The organism is Arthrobacter sp. PvP023, assembly GCF_017832975.1.
GTDB lineage: Bacteria > Actinomycetota > Actinomycetes > Actinomycetales > Micrococcaceae > Arthrobacter.
The window spans coordinates 3,186,450-3,206,994 of the sequence record NZ_JAFIBI010000001.1 but is presented as its reverse complement, the minus strand read 5'-3'; the positions used below and the strand labels follow the sequence as shown (position 1 = coordinate 3,206,994).

14 protein-coding genes are annotated in these 20,545 nt (G+C 67.0%); 9 read left to right on the top strand and 5 right to left on the bottom strand.

What is annotated here, in order from left to right:
* Positions 1-216: 216 nt before the first annotated feature.
* Positions 217-2,325: a type IIA DNA topoisomerase subunit B gene (locus JOE31_RS14740; protein ID WP_209745914.1), complete on the top strand. Its 2,109-nt coding sequence runs from the start codon at positions 217-219 to the stop codon at positions 2,323-2,325.
* 24 nt (positions 2,326-2,349) lie between these two features.
* On the opposite strand, the gene JOE31_RS14735 is transcribed toward JOE31_RS14740, so the two are convergent.
* Together JOE31_RS14735 and JOE31_RS14730 are read right to left on the bottom strand one after the other, a co-directional pair.
* Complete coding sequence (locus tag JOE31_RS14735) at positions 2,350-3,354, bottom strand: M56 family metallopeptidase (RefSeq protein ID WP_209745913.1); 1,005 nt, start codon at positions 3,352-3,354, stop codon at positions 2,350-2,352.
* 6 nt (positions 3,355-3,360) lie between these two features.
* On the bottom strand, positions 3,361-3,747 hold the full coding sequence (locus JOE31_RS14730; protein WP_209745912.1) for a BlaI/MecI/CopY family transcriptional regulator: 387 nt from the start codon (positions 3,745-3,747) through the stop codon (positions 3,361-3,363).
* A gap of 274 nt (positions 3,748-4,021) precedes the next feature.
* On the opposite strand from JOE31_RS14730, the gene JOE31_RS14725 reads away from it, so the two are divergent.
* Genes JOE31_RS14725 through JOE31_RS14710 form a run of 4 tightly spaced genes read left to right on the top strand, consistent with a single transcriptional unit; the run spans position 4,022 to position 11,321 of the window.
* Entirely contained in the window at positions 4,022-5,620 is a 1,599-nt protein-coding gene (locus JOE31_RS14725) for a cytochrome ubiquinol oxidase subunit I (RefSeq protein ID WP_209745911.1), read from the top strand.
* A gap of 19 nt (positions 5,621-5,639) precedes the next feature.
* Positions 5,640-6,689, top strand: a complete 1,050-nt coding sequence (cydB, locus tag JOE31_RS14720; RefSeq protein WP_209745910.1) for a cytochrome d ubiquinol oxidase subunit II — start codon at positions 5,640-5,642, stop codon at positions 6,687-6,689.
* A 6-nt stretch (positions 6,690-6,695) separates the two neighbouring features.
* Positions 6,696-10,277, top strand: a complete 3,582-nt coding sequence (cydD, locus tag JOE31_RS14715) for a thiol reductant ABC exporter subunit CydD (RefSeq protein ID WP_209745908.1) — start codon at positions 6,696-6,698, stop codon at positions 10,275-10,277.
* A 9-nt stretch (positions 10,278-10,286) separates the two neighbouring features.
* On the top strand, positions 10,287-11,321 hold the full coding sequence (locus JOE31_RS14710) for a GNAT family N-acetyltransferase (protein ID WP_209745906.1): 1,035 nt from the start codon (positions 10,287-10,289) through the stop codon (positions 11,319-11,321).
* A gap of 18 nt (positions 11,322-11,339) precedes the next feature.
* Here JOE31_RS14710 and JOE31_RS14705 read toward each other — a convergent pair whose 3' ends face one another.
* Entirely contained in the window at positions 11,340-11,858 is a 519-nt protein-coding gene (locus JOE31_RS14705; RefSeq protein WP_209745904.1) for a DinB family protein, read from the bottom strand.
* A gap of 9 nt (positions 11,859-11,867) precedes the next feature.
* Entirely contained in the window at positions 11,868-14,366 is a 2,499-nt protein-coding gene (locus JOE31_RS14700; protein ID WP_209745902.1) for a DNA topoisomerase (ATP-hydrolyzing) subunit A, read from the bottom strand.
* 53 nt (positions 14,367-14,419) lie between these two features.
* Here JOE31_RS14700 and JOE31_RS14695 point away from each other — a divergent pair, with 53 nt between their 5' ends.
* The 4 genes from JOE31_RS14695 to JOE31_RS14680 are packed head-to-tail and all read left to right on the top strand — an operon-like array spanning position 14,420 to position 19,874.
* Positions 14,420-17,140: a GNAT family N-acetyltransferase gene (locus JOE31_RS14695; protein ID WP_209745900.1), complete on the top strand. Its 2,721-nt coding sequence runs from the start codon at positions 14,420-14,422 to the stop codon at positions 17,138-17,140.
* 41 nt (positions 17,141-17,181) lie between these two features.
* Positions 17,182-17,922, top strand: a complete 741-nt coding sequence (locus JOE31_RS14690) for a DUF5998 family protein (RefSeq protein WP_209745898.1) — start codon at positions 17,182-17,184, stop codon at positions 17,920-17,922.
* A 1-nt stretch (position 17,923) separates the two neighbouring features.
* Complete coding sequence (locus JOE31_RS14685) at positions 17,924-19,162, top strand: alkaline phosphatase family protein (RefSeq protein ID WP_209745896.1); 1,239 nt, start codon at positions 17,924-17,926, stop codon at positions 19,160-19,162.
* Positions 19,155-19,874 (top strand): thymidine kinase, encoded by a 720-nt coding sequence (locus JOE31_RS14680; RefSeq protein ID WP_011691491.1) that lies wholly within the window; start codon positions 19,155-19,157, stop codon positions 19,872-19,874. The genes JOE31_RS14685 and JOE31_RS14680 overlap by 8 nt, the downstream gene beginning before the upstream one ends.
* Positions 19,875-19,900: 26 nt before the next feature.
* On the opposite strand, the gene JOE31_RS14675 is transcribed toward JOE31_RS14680, so the two are convergent.
* Positions 19,901-20,446, bottom strand: coding sequence for a flavodoxin domain-containing protein (locus JOE31_RS14675; protein ID WP_209745894.1), 546 nt, complete (start codon positions 20,444-20,446; stop codon positions 19,901-19,903).
* Positions 20,447-20,545: the final 99 nt, after the last annotated feature.

Sequence of the window (20,545 nt, the reverse complement as noted above, 5' to 3'; positions counted from 1 at the left end):
CTCCTTAGTAGATCTGTATATCTATATAACCAGCATTCGTAGCAAAACCATGACAAGGATGGATCACTTTCGCTGTGCGCGTATCACCGTTCCGTAACGGGGTTTGCCGATCATGCCCGCTGCTGGAGTGGCTGGCGGGCGGCCCGGCGCGGGCCGACTAACCTAGGAAGAGCGTCAAAAGCATTAGTTGTCCGTCACTGAAGGAGTTCACAACCCGTGGCACCAAGTTCTGATTACACCGCCCGGCACCTGTCTGTACTGGAAGGCCTTGAGGCCGTCCGCAAGCGCCCGGGCATGTACATCGGTTCCACCGACTCCCGCGGCTTGATGCACTGCCTGTGGGAGATCATCGACAACTCCGTCGACGAGGCACTGGCCGGGTTTGGGCACGACATCAAGATCATCCTGCATGCCGACAACTCGGTAGAGATCCACGATGACGGACGAGGCATCCCCATTGATGTTGAACCCAAGACCGGACTGACCGGCGTCGAGGTGGTCTTCACCAAGCTGCACGCCGGCGGCAAGTTCGGCGGCGGCTCCTACACGGCGTCCGGCGGCCTGCACGGCGTGGGCGCTTCGGTGGTCAATGCGCTGTCCTCCCGGCTGGACGTGGAAGTGGACCGCGGCGGGAAAACGTACAAAATGTCCTTCCGGCGCGGCGAACCCGGGCGGTTCAAGGACCCGGGCACGAGGCCCGATCCGGCGGCGGCATTCGAACCGTTCGTCAATGACTCTGTCCTCGACGTTGTGGGCAAGGCCAAGCGCGGCGTTACCGGCACCCGGATCCGCTACTGGGCCGACCGCCAGATCTTCACCCCGGACGCCAAATTCTCCTATGACGAGCTGGCCGCCCGGGCCCGGCAGACGTCGTTCCTTATCCCGGGCCTGAAACTTACGGTCCGCGATCAGCGGCGGATTCCGGGCACCCCGGGCGAGCTGGTCGGCCACGAGGAAATCTTCCACCACGACGGCGGCATCTCCGAGTTCGTGGATTACCTCGCAGCGGATCCTGCGGTCACGGACACCTGGCGGCTGCACGGCTCGGGGAAGTTCAAGGAAACCGTTCCGGTCCTGGACGAGCGTGGACACAGCCAGTTGGCCGAGGTGGAGCGCGACTGTGAAGTGGACGTGGCCCTCCGCTGGGGAATCGGCTACGACAGCACCGTCCGCAGCTTCGTCAACATCATCTCCACGCCCAAGGGCGGGACGCACCAGTCCGGTTTTGAGCAGGCACTGGTGAAGACCTTCCGCAAGGCCGTGGAGGCGAACGCCCGCAAGCTCAAGGCGGGCAACGAGAAGATCGAAAAGGATGACATTTTCGCGGGGCTGACCGCCGTGCTGACAGTGCGCCTGGCTGAGCCGCAGTTCGAAGGCCAGACCAAGGAGATCCTCGGTACGTCCGCGGTCCGGGCGATTGTTGCCCGGGTGGTGGAAAAGGAGATCAACGCGAAGCTGAACTCGGCTAACCGCAATGACAAGGCGCAGTCCGCCCTCCTCCTGGAGAAAATCGTCAGCGAGATGAAGTCCCGCATCTCGGCGCGCGTCCACAAGGAGACGCAGCGCCGGAAAAACGCACTGGAGACGTCGTCGATGCCCACGAAGCTCGCCGATTGCCGCACCGATGACGTGGCCCGCTCCGAGTTGTTCATTGTGGAGGGTGATTCCGCCCTGGGTACCGCGAAGCTGGCGCGGTCCTCGGACTTCCAGGCACTGCTGCCGATCCGAGGCAAGATCCTCAATGTCCAGAAGGCCTCAGTGGGGGACATGCTGTCCAACGCCGAGTGCGCGGCGCTGATCCAGGTGGTGGGTGCAGGGTCCGGGCGCAGCTTCGACATCACTGCCGCACGCTACGGCAAGGTGATCCTCATGACGGACGCCGATGTGGACGGCGCCCACATCCGCACTCTGCTCCTCACCCTCTTCTTCCGCTACATGCGGCCGATGATCGATGAGGGCAGGGTGTTCGCCGCCGTGCCGCCGCTGCACCGGGTGGAGGTGATCAATGCCGGGCAGAAGGCCAACGAGATGATCTACACCTACTCCGAGGCCGAACTCCACGTCCTGCTGGCCAAGCTGGCCAAGGAGGGAAAGCGCTACAAGGAGCCCATCCAGCGCTACAAGGGCCTGGGCGAAATGGATGCTGAACAGCTGGCGGAGACCACCATGGACCCGCGTCACCGGACACTTCGCAAGGTGGGGATCGAAAACGCCAAACAGGCGGAGGAAACCTTCGACCTGCTGATGGGCTCCGATGTCGCGCCGCGCAAGGACTTCATCATCGCCGGGGCTGCGGGCCTGGACCGGGAGCGGATCGACGCCTGACGCCAGGGGCGGCCCGTATGCCTGCTAGCCGAGCAGCCCCGGGACGATCAGCAGTGCTGTGGGCAGCGCCAGCAGCAGCAGGCAGCCTGCCAGGACAAGGCCCCGCAGCGGCGCCGGCAGCGGGTCCTTGGGGGAGAGCAGCCGGCTGACCCTGGATGCCGTGGTGCCGGCAGAACCGGCACCGCCGGAGGCTCCCTGGATGCCGCCGTCGATGATTCCGTCTGCTGCCGACGGAAGTCCGGCGCCGTTGAACCCCACCCGGCTGGCGGGAACACCGCTTGGTCCACTGGCAACAATGGCAATGGCCTTGATCAGGGTGGCTTTGCTTTCGGTCTTCAGCGCGACGTCGTCAGCAAGCATTTCGATCAGTGAGCTCACTGCTTCCTGGGCAAGGCGTGTGGTCGGAAGCCAGGGGAGGGCCTGGCGCCACGCCGCGAAAGCCCACAGCAGGAGGTGGTGGCGCTGGCTCAGGTGGGCGTTTTCGTGGATCAGTACGGCCCGAAGCTCTGCGGGCTCCAGCGCCGCCATCAGGCCGTCGCTCAGGACCGTGACGGAGCGGGCGCCGCCGGGGAGGCAGTACGCCACGGGAGAATCGTGGTTGATGACCACGGTTCCCGGACCGTCCGTGGACGGTGACGCCAGCAGCGCCAGGAGTTCGCGGTGGCGCCTGCGTTGGCGTTCGATCCGGTAGTAGGTCAGCAGCAGCGTAAAGACGAGGTGCGCGGTGAGGAGGGCCGCCGCCGACAGCGCGAATAGGTGCCAGAACCCCAGCGCCGTCGTGGGGGCATTGAAAAGGACCATGCCGGCCAGTCCGCGCAGTCCGGCCAGGAGATTGTCACCGATCGGCTCGAGCCCGTAAACCAGCATGGCGCCGATCATTGACAGGCCGCCGGCGAGGCCGATCGCCTGCCAGAGCAGCATGGCGGTAAAGGGTGACCGGGCCGGCCATTGCGCACGCGAAAGAAGGATAGGCACCGGCCACGCCAGGACTATCGCCAGGACCGCCAGCAAATATGAGGTCCAGAACATGCGCTATTAGATGTGGCCAAGCAGTTTGCGCAGCGTTTCGGCTTCACTTTCGGTGACGGACCCAATAAAGCGGGCGAGGACAGCTTCGCGGTCCGGTGCCGAGCCCAGAACCTCATGCATGAGTTCGGCGGTATGGTCCGCCCGGCTGGATACTGCCTGATAGCGGTGGGGACGTGTGCCGCGTTCGCGTTCCACAAGCCCCTTTTTCTCCAGGCGTGACAGCACGGTCAGGACCGTGGTCACGGCGAGGTCCTTGCCTTCGTGGCCGGCGGTGCCGCCCTGGGCCTGGGTGGTCTGCGCCAGCAGGTCCCTCAGGGTGTTTGCGGTGGCCGCTTCCTGGCCTGCCCAGAGCAGATCCATCACTGCCCGTTCCAGTTCACCAAGACTTGCCATTCCGTACATCCTTCTTAACGTTTCGATCCGCGAAGCCGGAGCGGCCTTCGCGGAACGTAGTTCGAATACTTAAGTTCTAAATTTACCTCTTTTTGGAGATTCTTTCTACATGAGGTAGAACAATCGGCGCGCCGCGCCCTTGCCACGGGCTGCGGCCGGTGGAACTGTTGTTTACACTGCATGCCGAAAGTGTTCTACACTCTGTAGAAGTTAGTTTTCTACGAAGCGTAGAAGACTGGGACTGATGAAAGCCTAGCCAAAAGTAGGGACTGCCTTGGACGCTTTGGAAATCGCACGCTGGCAATTCGGAATCACCACCGTGTACCACTTCATGATGGTCCCGCTGACCATCGGGCTGGGCCTCGTGGTGGCAGTCATCCAGACGGTCTGGTACCGCACGGGCAAGCCGGAGTACCTGCGCATGACCAAGTTCTGGGGGAAGCTCTTCCTGATCAACTTCATCATGGGCGTCGCCACCGGCATCGTGCAGGAGTTCCAGTTCGGGATGGCGTGGAGCGAGTACAGCCGCTTCGTCGGTGACGTGTTCGGGGCGCCGCTGGCGCTCGAGGCACTGCTGGCCTTCTTCGTGGAATCCACCTTCCTGGGGCTGTGGATCTTCGGCTGGAAGCAGCTCAAGCGGGGAGTCCACCTGGCCTGCCTCTGGATTGCCGTCGTGGGATCCGTGTTCTCCGCGTACTTCATCATCGTGGCCAACAGCTGGATGCAGCATCCCGTCGGCGTGGAAATGGTCAACGGCCGCCCCGTCATGACCGACGCCTGGGCCGTTTTCACCAACAACACCGCCCTCGTAGCAGTCCCGCACACCCTCTTCGGCGCCCTGGCGGTAGCCGGCGGCTTCCTGCTGGGCATTGCCTGGTACCACCTCTGGCGGCGACGCCATGACGGCATCGACACCGTTGGCCCGGACGGCAAGGTCATTCCCGGCGAAGCGGACATCCCCGGCCGGGACAAGGCCGACTACAAGGTCTGGATCCGCTCGCTGCGGATCGGCGCCGTTGTCGCCATGATTTCCTTCGCCGGCACGGCCCTCACCGGCGACCTCCAGGGCAAGCTCATGTTCGAACAGCAGCCCATGAAGATGGCCGCGGCCGAGGCCGCGTGCCACGACGGCACCGGCTTCTCCGTCCTGAGCGTCGGGAACGTCGGTTCGAAGAACTGTGACGACATCGTCGCGGTCATCGAGGTCCCCGGGATCCTGTCCTTCCTCGCCAAGGGCGACTTCACCACCGAGGTGAAGGGCGTCAATAGCCTGCTGGACCAGTACAAGGCCGACTACGGAACCCACCTTCCGGACAACCCCATCTACGGTGACCGGGCCGGGCAGGAGATCGAGTACGTTCCCGTCATGGAGGTGACCTACTGGGGCTTCCGGATGATGATCGGTTTCGGCGGCCTGGCTGCCTTGGCGGCACTCGTGGCCCTGTGGCTGACCCGCAAGGGCACCGTGCCTGCATCCCGCGGGCTGATGCGGCTCGCAGTCTTCGGCATCATGGCACCGTTCGGCGCTAACGCTGCCGGCTGGATCTTCACCGAAATGGGCCGCCAGCCGTTCGTAGTGGCGCCCAACCCCGACCCCAGTGGGATCGACCAGGTGTTCATGTTTACCGCGGCCGCGGTTTCACCCGGCGTTTCCGCAGGGGAACTGCTCACTTCCCTGGTGGTCCTGACGGCCGTGTACGCCGTGCTGCTGGTGGTGGAGGTGAAGCTGCTCGTGAAGTACATCCGCGGCGGCGTCGTGTCCGCCATGCCCGAACTCGCCCACGCCCCGGTCGACGAGAACGAGGACGCCACACCGGGCCCCGGTACCGGCAAACCCGGCGGCTCCGACGACGTCCTGGCATTCGCCTACTAAGCGCAGAGGAAATTCGACAATGGAACTGCTGCCCACCATCTGGTTCATCGCCATCGCGGTGTTGTGGACGGGATACCTCTTTCTCGAAGGATTCGACCTCGGCGTCGGCATGCTGATGAAGCTGTTCGCCCGCAACAACACCGAACGCCGTGTCCTGCTCAACACGATCGGACCGGTCTGGGACGGCAACGAGGTCTGGCTGCTCACCGCCGGCGGTGCCACGTTCGCCGCCTTCCCGCTCTGGTATGCCTCCCTGTTCTCCGCCCTCTACCTCCCCCTGCTGCTGGTCCTCGTGGCCCTCATCTTCCGCGCCGTAGCTTTCGAATACCGCGGCAAGGTGGACACTGACCGCTGGCGCGCCGTGTGGGACTGGGCCATTGCGGCCGGCTCCCTCGTCGCTGCATTCGGCGTCGGTGCCGCGCTTGCGCTGACCACCACCGGACTTCCCATCAATGCGAACGGTGACCGCGAGGGCGGACCGTTCGCCTGGTTCAGCGGTTACGCCATCCTGGGCGGGCTTGCCGTTGTGTGCTTCTCCCTGCTGCACGCGCTGGCATTCCTGGCACTGAAAACCGACGGCGACGTCAGGCACCGCGCCCGCAACTGGTTTGTCCGGCTCCTGCCCGTCCTCCTGCTCCCGATTGCCGGCTGGGCCATCAGCGTCCAGCTTCTCAGTGGCGAGGCCTGGACCATTGCGTCGGTTGCCGCTGCTGTTGTGGCCGCCGTGCTGGCCTGGCAATTCGGCCGGAACGGGCTCGAGGGGAAGGCGTTCCTGTCGCTTGGGGTGTTCCTGCTCCTCGGCAGCGCCTCAATCTTCGGTGCCGCCTTCCCGGTGGTGCTTCCCTCCACCATCAGCGCGGACTTTGACCTGACCATTTCCAACGCCTCATCGTCCGACTACACCCTGGGCCTGATGAGCATCGTTGCCTGCGTGGGTTTGCCGCTGGTGCTGGCCTACCAGGCCTGGACCTACTGGGTGTTCCGCCGCCGGGTCAGCGCCGCCCACATTCCGGAAGCCCACAGCTTCCTTCCTGCCATCGCCGCCAGGGCACTGGCCCCCAAAGACTAGGACCACATGAGACCGCAGTTCCCGGCCGGCCCCGCAAACCGTCTCGCGCTCTATTGGCTGGGCCTCCTTGCGGCCCTCAAGGCATTGTCGCTGGTGCTCATGGCCCAGGCCGTGGCATCCGTCCTTGCCGGTCTGGTAGCGCAGAACCCGGCCTGGGCCGAGCAGCTGGGCTGGGGATTGGCCGGAGTTGTCCTTCGGTCCCTGGCGGTTTGGGTCCAGGGCGTCGCGTCCCGGCGTGCCGCCCTCGGGGTCAAGGAAGAACTGCGCGCCGCTTTGCTGGAACGTGCGCTGCGGAACGGCACGCGTGCGGCAGGTCCGTCCGACGGCGGCCTGGCCATCCTGGCCACCAGGGGCCTCGACGCGCTGGACAGCTACTACACCCAGTTCCTGCCGGCCCTCGTCAACTGCGCCGCCATCCCGCTCCTGCTTGGCGCCCGGATCCTGTTCGCCGACTGGGTCAGTGCGCTGGTGGTTGTGCTGACAGTGCCGCTCGTACCGGTTTTCATGGTGCTGATCGGCCGCTACACCGAAGACCGGGTGCGGGTCGCGCAATCGGCCCTGGCCAGGTTGTCCGGCCATATGCTGGAACTGGCCAAAGGCCTGCCCGTGCTCGTGGGCCTGGGCCGGGCCACCGCCCAGCGCAAGGCACTGGAGGACATTTCCGAGCAGTACCGGTCCCGCACCATGGAAACCCTCCGGACAGCCTTCCTGTCCGCCCTCGCCTTGGAACTCATCGCCACGATCTCAGTTGCCGTTGTGGCTGTCTTCATCGGCGTCCGCCTGGTGCACGGGGACATGGCGCTTGAGGCCGGGCTGCTCGCCCTGATCCTGGCGCCGGACTGCTACCTGCCGCTGCGGGAACTGGGCACCGCCCACCACGCCAGTGACGACGGCCGGGTTGCCTTGGCCGAGGTCACTGCGGTCATGGACGCACCCGAAGCCCGGCCCCTGCAGCCGCAGGACGGCACGGGGGCCGAAGGCGGCCTGCTCCCCGTGAAAAAGGCGTCCGACGGCGGCGCGGATCTTCCGGCGGTCACCGTCAGGAATCTGGTGGTGGCGTACGGCGGACGGTTGGAACCCGCCGTCGGACCGCTCAGCTTTGACGCGCCCGCAGGCCAGATCACCGCCCTCGACGGCGCCAGCGGAGCGGGCAAGAGCACCATCCTGGGCGTCCTTGCCGGAACCGTAGGCACCGGCGGCGGTGCCTCGGTGGGCGGACGCATCGCGGGGTTTGTGCCATCGAGGGTGGCCTGGGTGCCGCAGCATCCGGTCATGGTGGAGAAAAGCGTGCTGGCCGAGGTGCAGCTGTATGTGGGGGATGGTGCCGCCACAGGCCCTGCCGGCAGCAGCACTGCCGCCGCTGCCCGGCGCTGCCTTGAGGCAGCCGGAGCCGGCCATCTTGCCGGGAAACACCCCGCCGAGCTTAGCCCGGGGGAGCTGCGCAGGGTTGCCCTGGCGCGTGGCCTGGCCCGGATTGAGGCCGGCGCGACGCTGCTGCTGCTGGACGAACCCACCGCGCACCTGGACCGTGAATCCGCCAACGTGGTCAACGAAGCCATCCTTAAACTGCGCGGCCGGGCCACCGTCCTGCTGGTGGCGCACGACCGTCTCACCCGGGAACTTGCGGACCATGTAGTGCCCGTCGCCGCAGGCCCCGCCCCGGCCCGGCCGGCTATGGACCCCGCCGCCGCTGCCGGGTTCCGGAGGGTCCCAGCGGCAACGACAACGGCCCCGGCGGCAGTGACCGCGCGGGCGGCGGAAGCCGCGGAACAAACCACCGAACGCAGCACCCCCATCGTCACCCCCGCCGCCGGCACGCCCGCCGGAGCGGCCGCGGATCACGGTAAGGCTGCCCAGGCACGGGCCGGTGGCAACACTCCCGCCCGGATCTTCAGGCTCCTCCAGCCGGAGTCCCTCAGATTCGGCTCAGCCGGCATCTTGGGAGTCCTGGCAGCCCTCTTTGCCGTGGCCCTGGCGGGACTGTCCGGCTGGCTCATCATCCGGGCAAGCGAGCAGCCGCCCATTCTGTACCTCCTCACCGCCATCGTGGGCGTGCGGTTCTTCGGCATCGGCAGGGCGGTCCTGCGCTACACCGAGCGGCTCCTCCTGCACGACGCTGTCTTCGCCTCGCTCACCAGGCTCCGCGGCCGGCTGTGGGATTCGCTGAGCCGCCGGGCGCTGTCCCTGCGCCGGCTGTTGCAGGGCGGCAACGTGCTGGGCGCGGTAATCGACGACGTCGACACCGTCCGGGACCTGCTTCCCCGGGTGGTCCTGCCGCCCGTGACCGCAGTGGCCGTGGGCGCCTCGGCAGTGGCGGCCACCGCCCTGCTGCTACCGGCGGCGCTGCCGGCAGCCATCGCCGCTGCCGTGGTGTCCCTGGCGGCCGCCCCGGCGGCGGCCCTCCTGGCCGACAGGATGTCCGCGCAGGCCGAGCAGCGGCTTCGTTCCGGGGTTCTGCGTGACGTTGCCGCAGCGTTGGATGCGCGGGCCGAACTGCACGCCAACGGGGTTGCTGGCCCGGTGCTGTCCGCCATCGGCGACGCCGACAAGGAGGCAACAGCCGCCTCGCAGCGGTCCGCGTGGGCGGAAGGGCTGGGCCAGGCGCTCACTGTCCTGGCCTGCGGCTCCGCGGCCCTGGGCTGTGCTGTTCTGGCCGGCCCCGGGGTGATGGACGGGTCCGTGGCCCCGGCCACCGCCGCCGTCGTGGTCCTGCTGCAGCTGGCCCTGGTGGATCCGTACGCCGCCATCACGACGGCGGTCCGCCAGTACCCGGCGCTCCGCCAGGTCCTGGACCGGATCAGCGAAGCGGGCGTGCTGGACACCCGCGATGCTGCGGACTCGGGGGCACCTGGGTCCCAGGCCACGGAGACATCCGGGCCGAATGCCGGGACCGGCGGACTGGAGCCTGTCTCACAACGCCCCGGCGCGCTGCCCGGCGTCGAGCTTCAGGAACTGTCCGCAGCGTGGCCAGGCGGGCCGGAGGTCTTCACCGGCGTCTCCGCAACGGCGGAACCCGGCCGCTGGTTGGCCGTCACAGGCGCCTCCGGCTCCGGAAAGTCAACCCTGCTCGCCGTGATGCTGGGGTTCCTGCCGCCGCACTCTGGCCGGATAGCCGTCACCGGGCGCGCGGCCTGGTGCCCGCAGGAAGCCCACCTCTTCGATTCCACCATCCGCGGCAACCTCATGCTGGGCCGGCCGGAGGGCGCGGCCGGCGATGCCGGACAGGACATGGCTGCCGCCCTGGCCGCCGTGGGGCTTGAGCCCCTGCTGCACCGGCTGGAAGACGGCGCCGACACGCGGATCGGGCCCGGCGGCGCGTTCCTGAGCGGCGGGGAGCGTCAGCGGCTTGCCGTTGCCAGGACGCTCATGACCGGGGCCGATGTGATCCTGCTGGACGAACCCACCGCGCACCTCGACGCCGAGGCGGGCAGGGAAATGCTGGCTGACCTGCGCAAGGGGCTCACCGGGCGGACAGTGGTATTGGTCACCCACAATCCTGACGACATCGACCCGGCAGACCGCAGGCTGGACCTTGACGCGGGAGCGGATGCCGGGCCTGTTCTGGCGCGGGCCGGGACCGGCAGCTAGCCTGTTGCCATGCTGAACGACGATGCGCCGGTGCCCGGATCCTGGCGGAAGACCCTGGCCGGCGCGGGTTTGGAATGGCGTGCCGCGGCGGAGGAAGACCTTGACGCGTGGGCTGCCCTGATCGCCCGGACGGCGGAAGCGGAAAAGCCGGTGTGGTTCGAGCGGGCCGCGGACCTCGAGCAGATCCTGCAATCGAAGAAGAACCATCCCGCCGCCAACACCCTGCTGGTGCTGGAGGGCGGATCGGTTCCCCGCGCCTATGCCCGGATTACGAAGAACAAGGAGGGTGACAAAGCCTACGGCTTCGGCTGCGTCGACCCCGGCTGGCAGCGCCGGGGGATCGGGACGGCTTTGCTGGGATGGCTCAGTGAACGGACCGTCCAGCGCTTCGCGGAGGATAGCCGGGCCGGGGGCAGTGTCCCGGTCCCGCGGCTGCGGATCCACATGGAGCAGCAGCATGAGCACCAGCAGCAATTGTTCCGCAAAGCGGGATTCCGGGTGGTGCGCTACTTCAACGAGATGCACCGGCACCTGGACGGTGTTCCACTTCCCGTGGTGCGGCTCGATGACGGGCTGGATCTCGTGACCATGCGCCCGGAGTTCAGCGAAGGCGTCCGGCTGGCCCACAATGCGGCCTTCCGTGACCATTGGGGCAGCGAGCCGCGGGACGAGGAGTCCTGGGGTTTCACGGTGAATGATCCGCAGGCGAGGCGGGACCTGAGCGCAGTGGTGCTGGACCGCGCGTCCGGGATCGTCGCGGGCTACCAGCTGGCCAGCCATGACCCGGACAGCGCGGCATCCCGGGGCTACAGCGAGGGCTACACGGATCTGCTGGGCGTCCGCCGCGAGTACCGCGGACGGGGCATCGCCCAGGCCCTGCTCGCTGACGCGATGCGGCGATTTGCGGCGGCCGGGATGGACCGCGCATCCCTGGACGTCGATTCCGAGAACCCCACCGGCGCGCTCGCCCTCTACGAAAAGATGGGCTACGCCGCGGTCAACCGGAGCCTGGCCTGGGACAAGGAATTTCCCGTGCCCGGCTGACGCGGCCGGCTGCGGAGCTCAGGCGTCGACGTCGTGCAGGTGATGGACGACGTCGTGCAGGAAGTACTGCGCGAGGGTCATCACCGTGAACTCCGAGCCGTTGCTCCGGAAGCCTTTCCGGCCCCATTCGTCCTCATGCACGCCGGCGAATGACTCCGCGATCTGTTCTCCCTCGGCGGTCAGCTCGGCACTGACGACGGCGGGGTCCGCGTTTGCGTAGTCCTGCTCCACCGCAGTCTTGTCCTGGTCCCAGTTCTCGAACCGGGCGTTCTCTTCGGTGAGCATCAGGTTGAGCCGGTGGTCGAAAAGGCTGAAAACATCCCGGACGTGCGATGCGTACTCCAGCACCGACCACGTGGCGTCATCCGGGCGTTCAGCCACGTCCGGCCGGCGCAATGCGGCCCGCCAGCGGGGAAGCATGTTGGAGACGCTCCCGGGAACCGTGGCCGGCGTGACCGTTGAGGCGTCGAAACCACATTCCGGGCAGACCCGGGTCAGCACCCAGGTCCAGTCCTTTTCGTCAGGGATGATAGGCATGCCAGTAGTCTAGGGCCACGTCATGCTGGGCCCAATGGCGTCCACTGCCTGCGACAGCGGGATGCCGGAGCCGTCCCTGCGGCCATGTTCCTGCGGAAGCGACCGCGCCACTCCAGCCAGCGAAGACGCCTTGGCCGGACCGTGTCCCGCCCAGCCGATGAGGAGGGTGTCTTCGCCCTTCAGGAACCGGTGCGCCCGCACTCCCGCAGTGGCCCGGCCCTTGGCCGGGTACTCCGCGAACGCCGTCACCTTTCCGGCGCCCGGAGCCGTGCCCGGCAGGGCGCCTTCGGTCCCGGACACCGTCACCACGACGGCGGCCTCGTCACCGGGGGCGACAGTGCCGAAGAACAGCACCTGGTCCCCGGCGGCCAGCTTGATCCCCGCCATGCCGCCCGCGGTGCGGCCCTGCGGCCGGACATTTGCCGCGCTGAAGCGCAGCAGCTGGGCCTGCCTGGTCAGGAACACGAGGTCGACGTCGTCCGCCCCGGCGGGTTCCACACCCACCACCGTGTCCTTGTCCTTGAGGGCAATGACTTCCCAGTCCTCGCGGTTGAGGGGATAGTCGGGCTGCACGCGTTTGACGATGCCCTGCGCCGTACCGATCGCCAGCACCGTGTCCAGCGGAGCGAACGCAACCAGCGTTTCACCCTTCAGCAGTGTGATGAAGTCCTTGGCCGGGACGCCGCCGGCCAGGTTGGGAAGCCCCGACATCGGCGGGAGTACGGGCATGTCCATGACCTGGAGGCGCAGCATCCGGCCCAGTGACGTGACGGCGGCAATCTCGCCGCGTGCGGAGGTTTTCACCACGGACCGGAAGACGTCGTGCTTTGACCGCGGTCCGGACTCGGTAAGCGGCTCCTGGTTGGAGGTCCGGGCGATCTGTCCGCTGGCGGTCAGGATGGCCCAGCAGGGGTCATCGGCGATTTCCAGTGCGAGGGGGGCCGCCTTGCCCTTGCCGCCGGGTGCAGCGGCCAGCGCGGCGACGGTGGGGGAGACCGCTTCGGACTCGAGCAGGACCGTCCGGCGGGGCGTGCCGTACTTCTCGGCGATTTCGCCCAACTCATCGGACACCAGTTCGCGCAGGCGCTGGTCCGAACCCAGGATGGCTTCCAGCTCCGCGATTTCACGCTTCAGCTGGTCCTGCTCTTTTTCGAGCTCGATCCGGGAGTACTTGGTCAGCTGCCGGAGCCGGAGTTCCAGGATGTAGTTGGCCTGGATTTCGGTGAGATCGTAGATGGACATGAGGCGTTCCCGGGCGGCTGCAACCTCGTCGGAGGACCGGATGATCTGGATGACCTCGTCGATGTCCACAATCGCGATCAGGAGGCCCTCCACCAGGTGCAGGCGGTCCTTTTTCTTCTCCAGCCGGAAGGCCGTGCGGCGCCGTACAACGTTGATGCGGTGGTCAACGTAGACGGAGAGGAGCTGCACCAGACCCAGCGTCTGTGGCTGGCCGTCCACCAGCGTCACGTTGTTGATGCCGAAGGAATCTTCCATGGGCGAGTACCGGTAGAGCTGCTGGAGCACGGCGTTCGGGTTGAAGCCGTTCTTCAGCTCGATGACCAGCCGCAGGCCGTGCTTGCGGTCGGTGAGGTCCACGATGTCGCTGATACCGGTCAGTTTCTTGCCGTTGACGGCGTCCTTGATCTTCTCGATCACCTTCTCCGGACCCACCATGTAGGGGAGTTCCGTGACCACCAGCCCGGTGCGGCGGGCCGACAGCTGTTCCACCTCCACTTTGGCGCGGGTCTTGAACGAGCCGCGGCCCGTGGCGTACGCGTCGCGGATGCCGTCCAGTCCCACGATCCGTCCGCCGGTGGGCAGGTCCGGGCCGGGGACGAACCGCATGAGGTCCTCGAGCGTGGCCTCCGGGTTCGCGATCAGGTGCCTGGCGGCGGAGATGACCTCCTCGAGGTTGTGCGGTGCCATGTTGGTGGCCATGCCGACGGCGATCCCGGTGGCGCCGTTGACCAGCAGGTTGGGGAACGCCGCCGGGAGGACATCCGGCTGGGTCAGCTGGTTGTCGTAGTTGGGGACGAAGTCGACCACATCTTCGTCGAGGTGGTCGGTGAGGCTGAGCGCAGCCGCCGCGAGGCGGGCCTCGGTATACCGCGGGGCCGCCGGGCCGTCGTCGAGCGAGCCGAAGTTGCCGTGGCCGTCGATCAACGGCAGCCGCAGTGAAAAGTCCTGCGCCATGCGGACCATGGCGTCGTAGATCGCCGTATCACCGTGGGGGTGCAGCTTGCCCATCACTTCGCCCACCACGCGGGCGCTTTTCACATGGCCCCGGTCCGGACGCAGGCCCATCTCGCTCATCATGTAGAGAATGCGCCGCTGCACCGGCTTCAGGCCGTCACGGGCGTCCGGGAGGGCCCGCGAATAGATGACCGAATAGGCGTACTCGAGGAACGAGCCTTCCATTTCCGACGTGACGTCGATGTCAACGATGTTCTCGGTGTAGTCCTGGACGGCGTCCCCTGCCGGGGCGGAACTTTGGCGGCGGGCCATGAGGCTGGTGGATCCTTAACGGTTTACTGGCGAATTTTAGCTAGGCTAAGCCTATGGTGGATCAGCCCGGGGACGGCGTATATCCGGAATATTGGGAAGCCGATGTCGTTCTGCGGGACGGCGGGACGGCTCATCTGCGCCCGATCCACCCCTCAGATGCCGACGCCGTGCAGGCTTTCCATACCGGCCAGTCGCAGAAGTCCATCTACATGCGGTTCTTCGCCTTCAAGGCGCGGCTCTCCAGCAAGGAGCTGAAGCGCTTCACGGAGGTGGACTACAAGGACCGGGTGGCGCTGGTGATCACCATTGGCGGCGAAATCCTGGGCATCGGCCGCTACGACCGGCTGGCCGATCCCGAAGAAGCCGAGGTTGCCTTCAATATAGCCGACGCCCACCAGGGCCGGGGCATCGGCTCTATCCTGCTGGAGCACCTGGCCGCCGCCGCCCGCGAAAACGGCATCCGTAAATTCAGCGCCGAAGTGCTGCCGGAAAACCGCAAAATGCTGATGGTCTTCTCCGACGCCGGCTACGACGTCAAAAGGCATTTCGACGACGGCGTCGTGAGCCTTGAGTTCAACATCGACCCCACCGAAAAGTCCCGGGCCGTGATGGAGGCACGTGAGCACCGCGCGGAGGCGCGAAGCATCCAGGAGCTCCTGGCGCCGTCGTCGGTCGCCGTTATCGGAGCCAGCCGCAAATGGGGCACCATCGGCTACCAGCTGCTCGAACACATCATCGAAGGCGGCTTCACCGGGCCCGTGTATGCCATCAACCCCGAGGCGCTGGAACTTGCGGGCATGCTGTCCTTCGCGAGGCTCTCGGAGGTGCCGGACCCTGTCGGGCTGGCCATCATCGCCGTCCCGTATGAGGAAGTCCCCAAAGTCGTGGCGGACTGCGCGGCCGCCGGAGTCAAGGGCGTTGTGGTGGCGACAGCCGGTTACGCCGACGACGGCGAACGCGGGCTGGCGCGGCAACGCGAGCTGGTCCGCCAGGCCAGGTCCAACGGAATGCGCGTGATCGGTCCGGCGTCCCTGGGTATCGTCAACACCAACCCGGCCGTGTCCCTGAACGCGTCAATGGCGCCGAGCCTGCCGCGCCGGGGCGGCCTTGGCCTGTTCAGCCAGTCCGCCGCCATCGGAGTGGCGTTGTACGCGGCCTCCAGCCGGCGCCGGCTGGGCCTCTCCACCTTCCTTTCGGCCGGTAACCGGGCGGACGTCTCCGGCAACGACATGATGCAGTTCTGGGAGGACGACGCCGACACCGCCGCGGTGGGGCTCTACCTCGAATCCATCGGCAATCCGCGCAAGTTTTCGCGTCTCGCCCGGCGCCTTGCCCGCACCAAACCCGTCATTGTCGCGAAATCGGACGCCATGGGCCTCCAGCTGCCGCCCGGGCATGCGGTGCGGACCACGCAGGCGCCCGCAGGCGCACTGGACGCGATGATGCGCCAGTCCGGTGTGATCCGGGTGGAGACAATCGAGCAGCTCATGGACGTGGCACAGATCGTCGCCGGCCAGCCGCTGCCCGCCGGGGCGGACATCGCCGTTTTCAGCAACTCCCGGGCGCTCGGCAAAGTGGTGGCGGACAGTGCCGCCGCCAACGGGCTTGGCGTTGAACGGATCGTCACCGACGTGGATCTCGACGCCGGCATGTCCCTTGCGTTGCCGGCCCTCCGCGAGAGCCTGGCCGGGACACTTGCTTCCGAGTCCATCCACGCCGTGGTGGTGGCGCTGCTGCCGGCACGCGGCCTGACCGTGGAAAAGATTGCCGGAGTTTTGGCGGAATGCTCGGCGGCGGCCGGGAAACCGGTGGTCGCCGCCTTCACCGGGATCCTGGACCCATCCGTTTACGTCGAGGGCATGGTGGGCGCCGAACCGGTGCAGACCGAACGGGTGCAGGCCGAATCCGCAGGCGGATCAGTGCCGTGCTACTCCAACCCCGGCGCCGCCGTCGCAGCGCTCGCAGCCGTGGTCAAGTACGCCGAGTGGGTGGACCGCGACCAGGGCCTGTTCGTTGAACCGGAGGGCTGCGACCCGGAGAATGTCAGGACTGAGCTGGAGGACATGCTCCATGACGTCCCCGGCGAACAGCTGGTGCAGCTTGACCCGGCCAAGGCGTCAACGCTGCTGGCCCATTACGGCATCCATGTTGTTCCCTCTGAAGGCTTTGAGACGCCGGACCAGGCTGTAGCGGCCGCGGAGCGGCTGGGCTGGCCCGTGGTGCTCAAAACCACGGACCCCGCACTGCGCCACCGGCTGGACCTGGGCGGCGTGCGGCTGGACATTCAGGACGCCGATTCGTTGCGGCGGAACATCGTTGAAATGCATCGCGCCCTGGCGCCGTACGGGTCGCCCTCCATGGAGGTCCAAACGATGGCGCCGGTGGGGCAGGCGTGCACGTTCCGGGCGATTGAGGATCCGCTGCTGGGTCCGGTGGTTTCCTTCGGGCTGGCCGGTGATGCCGTGAACCTCCTGGAGGACTGGGCCCACCGGGTGCCGCCGCTGTCCGGCGCCGATGTCCACGACTTCATCCGCGCGCCGCGCGCGGCCAGGAAACTGTTCGGCTACCAGGGCCTGCCGGCCGTGGATGTGGCGGCACTGGAGGACATCGCGGCGCGGTTGACCCGGCTCAAGGACAACCATCCCGAAATAGCGCTGATTGAGTTCAATCCTGTCCTGGCCGGCCCGCGGGGCGCATCGATCCTGGCGGCCGACGTCCGGATCGCGAACGCAGCCCAGCGGACCGACAGCGCCCGGCGTGCGATGCGGAGCTAGCACAGTTAGCAAGTGCCCAGCCGATCTGTGAAAATGGGGTAATGAGTCCCCAGCCTCCCACGTCTAAGCCGCAAGCACCCCGAACCGGTCACCCGGCCCCCCACAGCCATAACGCGCATGACCACGGTGCCCAGGGCCAGAGCCTTGAAGGTGCCCTCCAGCAGGCAGGCTTCTACCCCCGGCTGGTGGCCGATGTTGTTGACGACGCACTGGACGGCCGCGATTGCATGGCGCACCTTGTGCACCTTGAGACCCACTTCGACCGGGCAGAAGTACGCCGCCACATCACGGTGCTGGTGCTGACGGACGACATGCTGGTCATCGCCCACGTTGACGACCAGCAGCTGGACGAGGCCGGGGAACAGATCGTCGCGCAAATCTCCACCGAGTCGGTGCCCGTGGCGCAGATCCGCTCCGTGGTGCTGAGCTACATGTACGCCCAGCCGCAGAACTACAAGCCTTCCGACCCCGTCCGGGAACTCACCCTTTCCATCGCCTGGTCCGGGGGCCAGCGGCTGGACATGGGCCCGGCCAGCTGCGGTGATCCGCAGTGCGAGGCGGACCACGGCTACAGCGGCACCATCGCCCAGGAAGACATTGTGTTGCGCATCAGCGCCGAAGCTGACGGCCTGCAGGCTGTCCAGGACGCCAAGCTGTTCGCCCGGGCGCTGCGGGCCGTCAACACCGGTTCGCCGGCGCCCGTGCCGCACAGCCCCGTTCCCGCGCCGCGCCCCCGCACCGGCGTCTTCGGTAACCGCCTCAGCCGCGGGCACCAGCGCTGAGATGACGTCCGGAAACAACTCCGAACCATCAGCCGTAGCCATCGTTGAAGGCACCTCCGCTCCGTCGCTCCTGCCTCCGGCGCCTGCCTTCGGCCAGCGCTCCATTGCGGAAGTCCTCACCAGCGCAGCAGCCAGCCTCGGGATCGAGGGCTTCGAGAACCGGTTGAAGCTGCCGGCAGCCAAGCGGGTGTGCGTGGTCCTGGCTGATGGCCTGGGCCGCAGCCTGCTCAAGCAGAAATCGGCGCACACCCCGTTCCTCCGGTCCGTGATGCAGCAGGGCCAGGGCCCCGTTCCGGTGGCGCTGGACTCCGCTTTTCCCTCCACCACGGCGTCCTCGCTCGCCAGCTTCGGGACGGGGCTCCCCGCCGGCCAGCACGGAATGGTGGGCTACGACGTCCTCGATCCCGGGCAGGACAAAGTGGTCAACATGCTGGGCAACTGGGATGCCGGCGTGGACCCCCGCGTATGGCAGCCGTTTCCCACGGTGTTCGAGCGCGCGGCCGCCCACACCGACGTGACCACCATCAGCCTTCCGCAGTTCGGCGCCTCGCCCATGACGCAGGCAGCGCTGCGGGGAGGCCGGTTTATCGCCGCCAGTACTCCGCACGCACGGACGGCCGCAGCGGCGGAGGCCATGCTTGCCGCCGACAGCTCACTCATGTACTTCTACGTCAACGACCTGGACAAAGCCGGACACCGTTACGGCTGCCAGTCGGCCCAGTGGGAACACCAGCTTGAAGAACTCGACGCCACCGTTAAGCGCCTGAACGCAACCCTTCCGCCGGGAACCACGGTCCTGCTGACGGCGGATCACGGCATGCTCGACGTCCCTGAATCGCAGCGGCTCGACTATTCGGCAGAACCGGCCCTCATCGCCGGAGTCCGGCACACAGCGGGGGAGCCGCGCATGGTCCACCTGTACCTTGAACCGGACGCCGGTGAACAGGACCGGGCCAGGCTGATCGAATCGTGGCGGGATCGGTTCGGCGACAGGATCTGGGCGTTCACCCGGGATGAGGCCGTGTCCGCCGGGCTGTTCGGCGATGTCAGGCCGGAGGTCAGCGCGCGCATCGGCGACGTCATGATCGCCGCCCGTGATGCCCTGGCGTTCTACGACACCCGCCGCGTGCGTGCTGCCGCGTTGGACGTTGTAGGGCAGCACGGGTCGCTGACCAAAGCGGAGCGAGAGGTTCCGCTTCTTTGTTTCCAGGCTCAAGGCAGAAAGGGAGCGCGTGGCTGAACTTGTCTTCTTCTCCGGCACCATGGACTGCGGAAAATCCACCCTGGCCCTGCAGATGGACCACAACCACCGGGCCCGCGGGCGCGGCGGTGTCCGGTTCAGCCGCAACGACCGGGCAGGCGGGGCAAGGATCTCCAGCCGGCTCGGACTGGAGACGGACTGCGTGGAGGTCCTGGACACCACGGATTTCTGGGACGAGGTCATAGAACGCCGCACCCGCGGCCTCCGGGTGGACTACCTCATCTGTGACGAAGCCCAGTTCTATTCCCCGCTGCAGGTGGAACAGCTGGCCCGGATTGTGGACGAGATCGACGTCGACGTGTTTGCGTTCGGAATCAGCGCGGACTTCCGCACCCGGCTCTTCCCGGGATCGCAGAGGCTTATTGAGCTCGCGGACCGCGTCCAGGTCCTGCAGGTGGAAGCCCTGTGCTGGTGCGGACGCCGCGCCACGCATAACGCGCGCACCGTTGACGGCGTGATGGTGACTGAAGGGGCGCAAGTGGTGGTGGGCGACGTCGACATGGCCGGAGACCCGGCCTCCGCCTCAGCGGATCATGCCCCCGTGGTGGGCTATGAGACGTTGTGCCGGCGGCATTTCATGCGGCGGGTCACGGCGCACGGAGCCAATGTCATGGCCCAGCAGGACCAGCTGCTGCCGTTCGAGGTGGACGCCTGCCTGTGGCACGGTTCAGGGGAAACCCGGCACAGCTGACCAGGGTGCGCAGCAACCCGGCTTATCTATCCCGCGACGTTCCCTGACGACGCGGACGGAGCAGGTTTTGTGAGGTGGGTTGTGATCTCGTCGGTCCAGGCGTCCACAGCCGCCCAGTCCCGCAAATCCCCGAAACGGCCGCCGGTGAGCCGGAACACCAGCCGGAGCAGTACCGGCATCTGGGCGGCCTCGTAGACGCCGGAGAAGAGTCTGTGGCCCCGAAGCGGAACGTCTTGTGACAAAACTCCGGCCAGACGCGCCTGTTGTAGCGCCGCACCCCGTTTGCGGAAAGGCTTCGGCAGGGCATCCGACATCCCCACGCTGAAGGCCCAGACGGGTCGTTTGGCCAGCTCGGGCGCATGGCGGGCAAGGAACAATGCAGCAGGGGGGAGCCACGCCTGGTTGTGGATGGCGCTTCCGACCACGACAGCCTTGTAGCCGGCGACGGACCCGACTTCCTCCACGGACCGGCACTCAACCTCACCCAGCCGCACCGCCATACGGGACGCCACGCGCTGGGCTATCTCCCGGGTGGAACCCATCGCGGTCGCGTAAGCGACGAGAACGGTCATAATGAGGCCTCCTACCTTCCGCTCTCCAGTCTCGTGGAAACTTGGCTGGCGGGAAGGTGCCATAGGTCCCGATGCGGGCCTAGGCGGGGCGGGACCGGC

Excerpts from the sequence above, each read along its gene's own strand:
- JOE31_RS14735 (WP_209745913.1), bottom strand. The coding sequence starts at position 3,354 with ATGTTCTGGACCTCATATTTGCTGGCGGTCCTGGCGATAGTCCTGGCG.
- JOE31_RS14690 (WP_209745898.1), top strand. The coding sequence starts at position 17,182 with ATGAGTCCCCAGCCTCCCACGTCTAAGCCGCAAGCACCCCGAACCGGT.
- JOE31_RS14685 (WP_209745896.1), top strand. The coding sequence starts at position 17,924 with ATGACGTCCGGAAACAACTCCGAACCATCAGCCGTAGCCATCGTTGAA.
- JOE31_RS14730 (WP_209745912.1), bottom strand. The coding sequence starts at position 3,747 with ATGGCAAGTCTTGGTGAACTGGAACGGGCAGTGATGGATCTGCTCTGG.
- JOE31_RS14710 (WP_209745906.1), top strand. The coding sequence starts at position 10,287 with ATGCTGAACGACGATGCGCCGGTGCCCGGATCCTGGCGGAAGACCCTG.
- cydB (WP_209745910.1), top strand. The coding sequence starts at position 5,640 with ATGGAACTGCTGCCCACCATCTGGTTCATCGCCATCGCGGTGTTGTGG.
- JOE31_RS14675 (WP_209745894.1), bottom strand. The coding sequence starts at position 20,446 with ATGACCGTTCTCGTCGCTTACGCGACCGCGATGGGTTCCACCCGGGAG.
- cydD (WP_209745908.1), top strand. The coding sequence starts at position 6,696 with ATGAGACCGCAGTTCCCGGCCGGCCCCGCAAACCGTCTCGCGCTCTAT.
- JOE31_RS14705 (WP_209745904.1), bottom strand. The coding sequence starts at position 11,858 with ATGCCTATCATCCCTGACGAAAAGGACTGGACCTGGGTGCTGACCCGG.
- JOE31_RS14695 (WP_209745900.1), top strand. The coding sequence starts at position 14,420 with ATGGTGGATCAGCCCGGGGACGGCGTATATCCGGAATATTGGGAAGCC.
- JOE31_RS14700 (WP_209745902.1), bottom strand. The coding sequence starts at position 14,366 with ATGGCCCGCCGCCAAAGTTCCGCCCCGGCAGGGGACGCCGTCCAGGAC.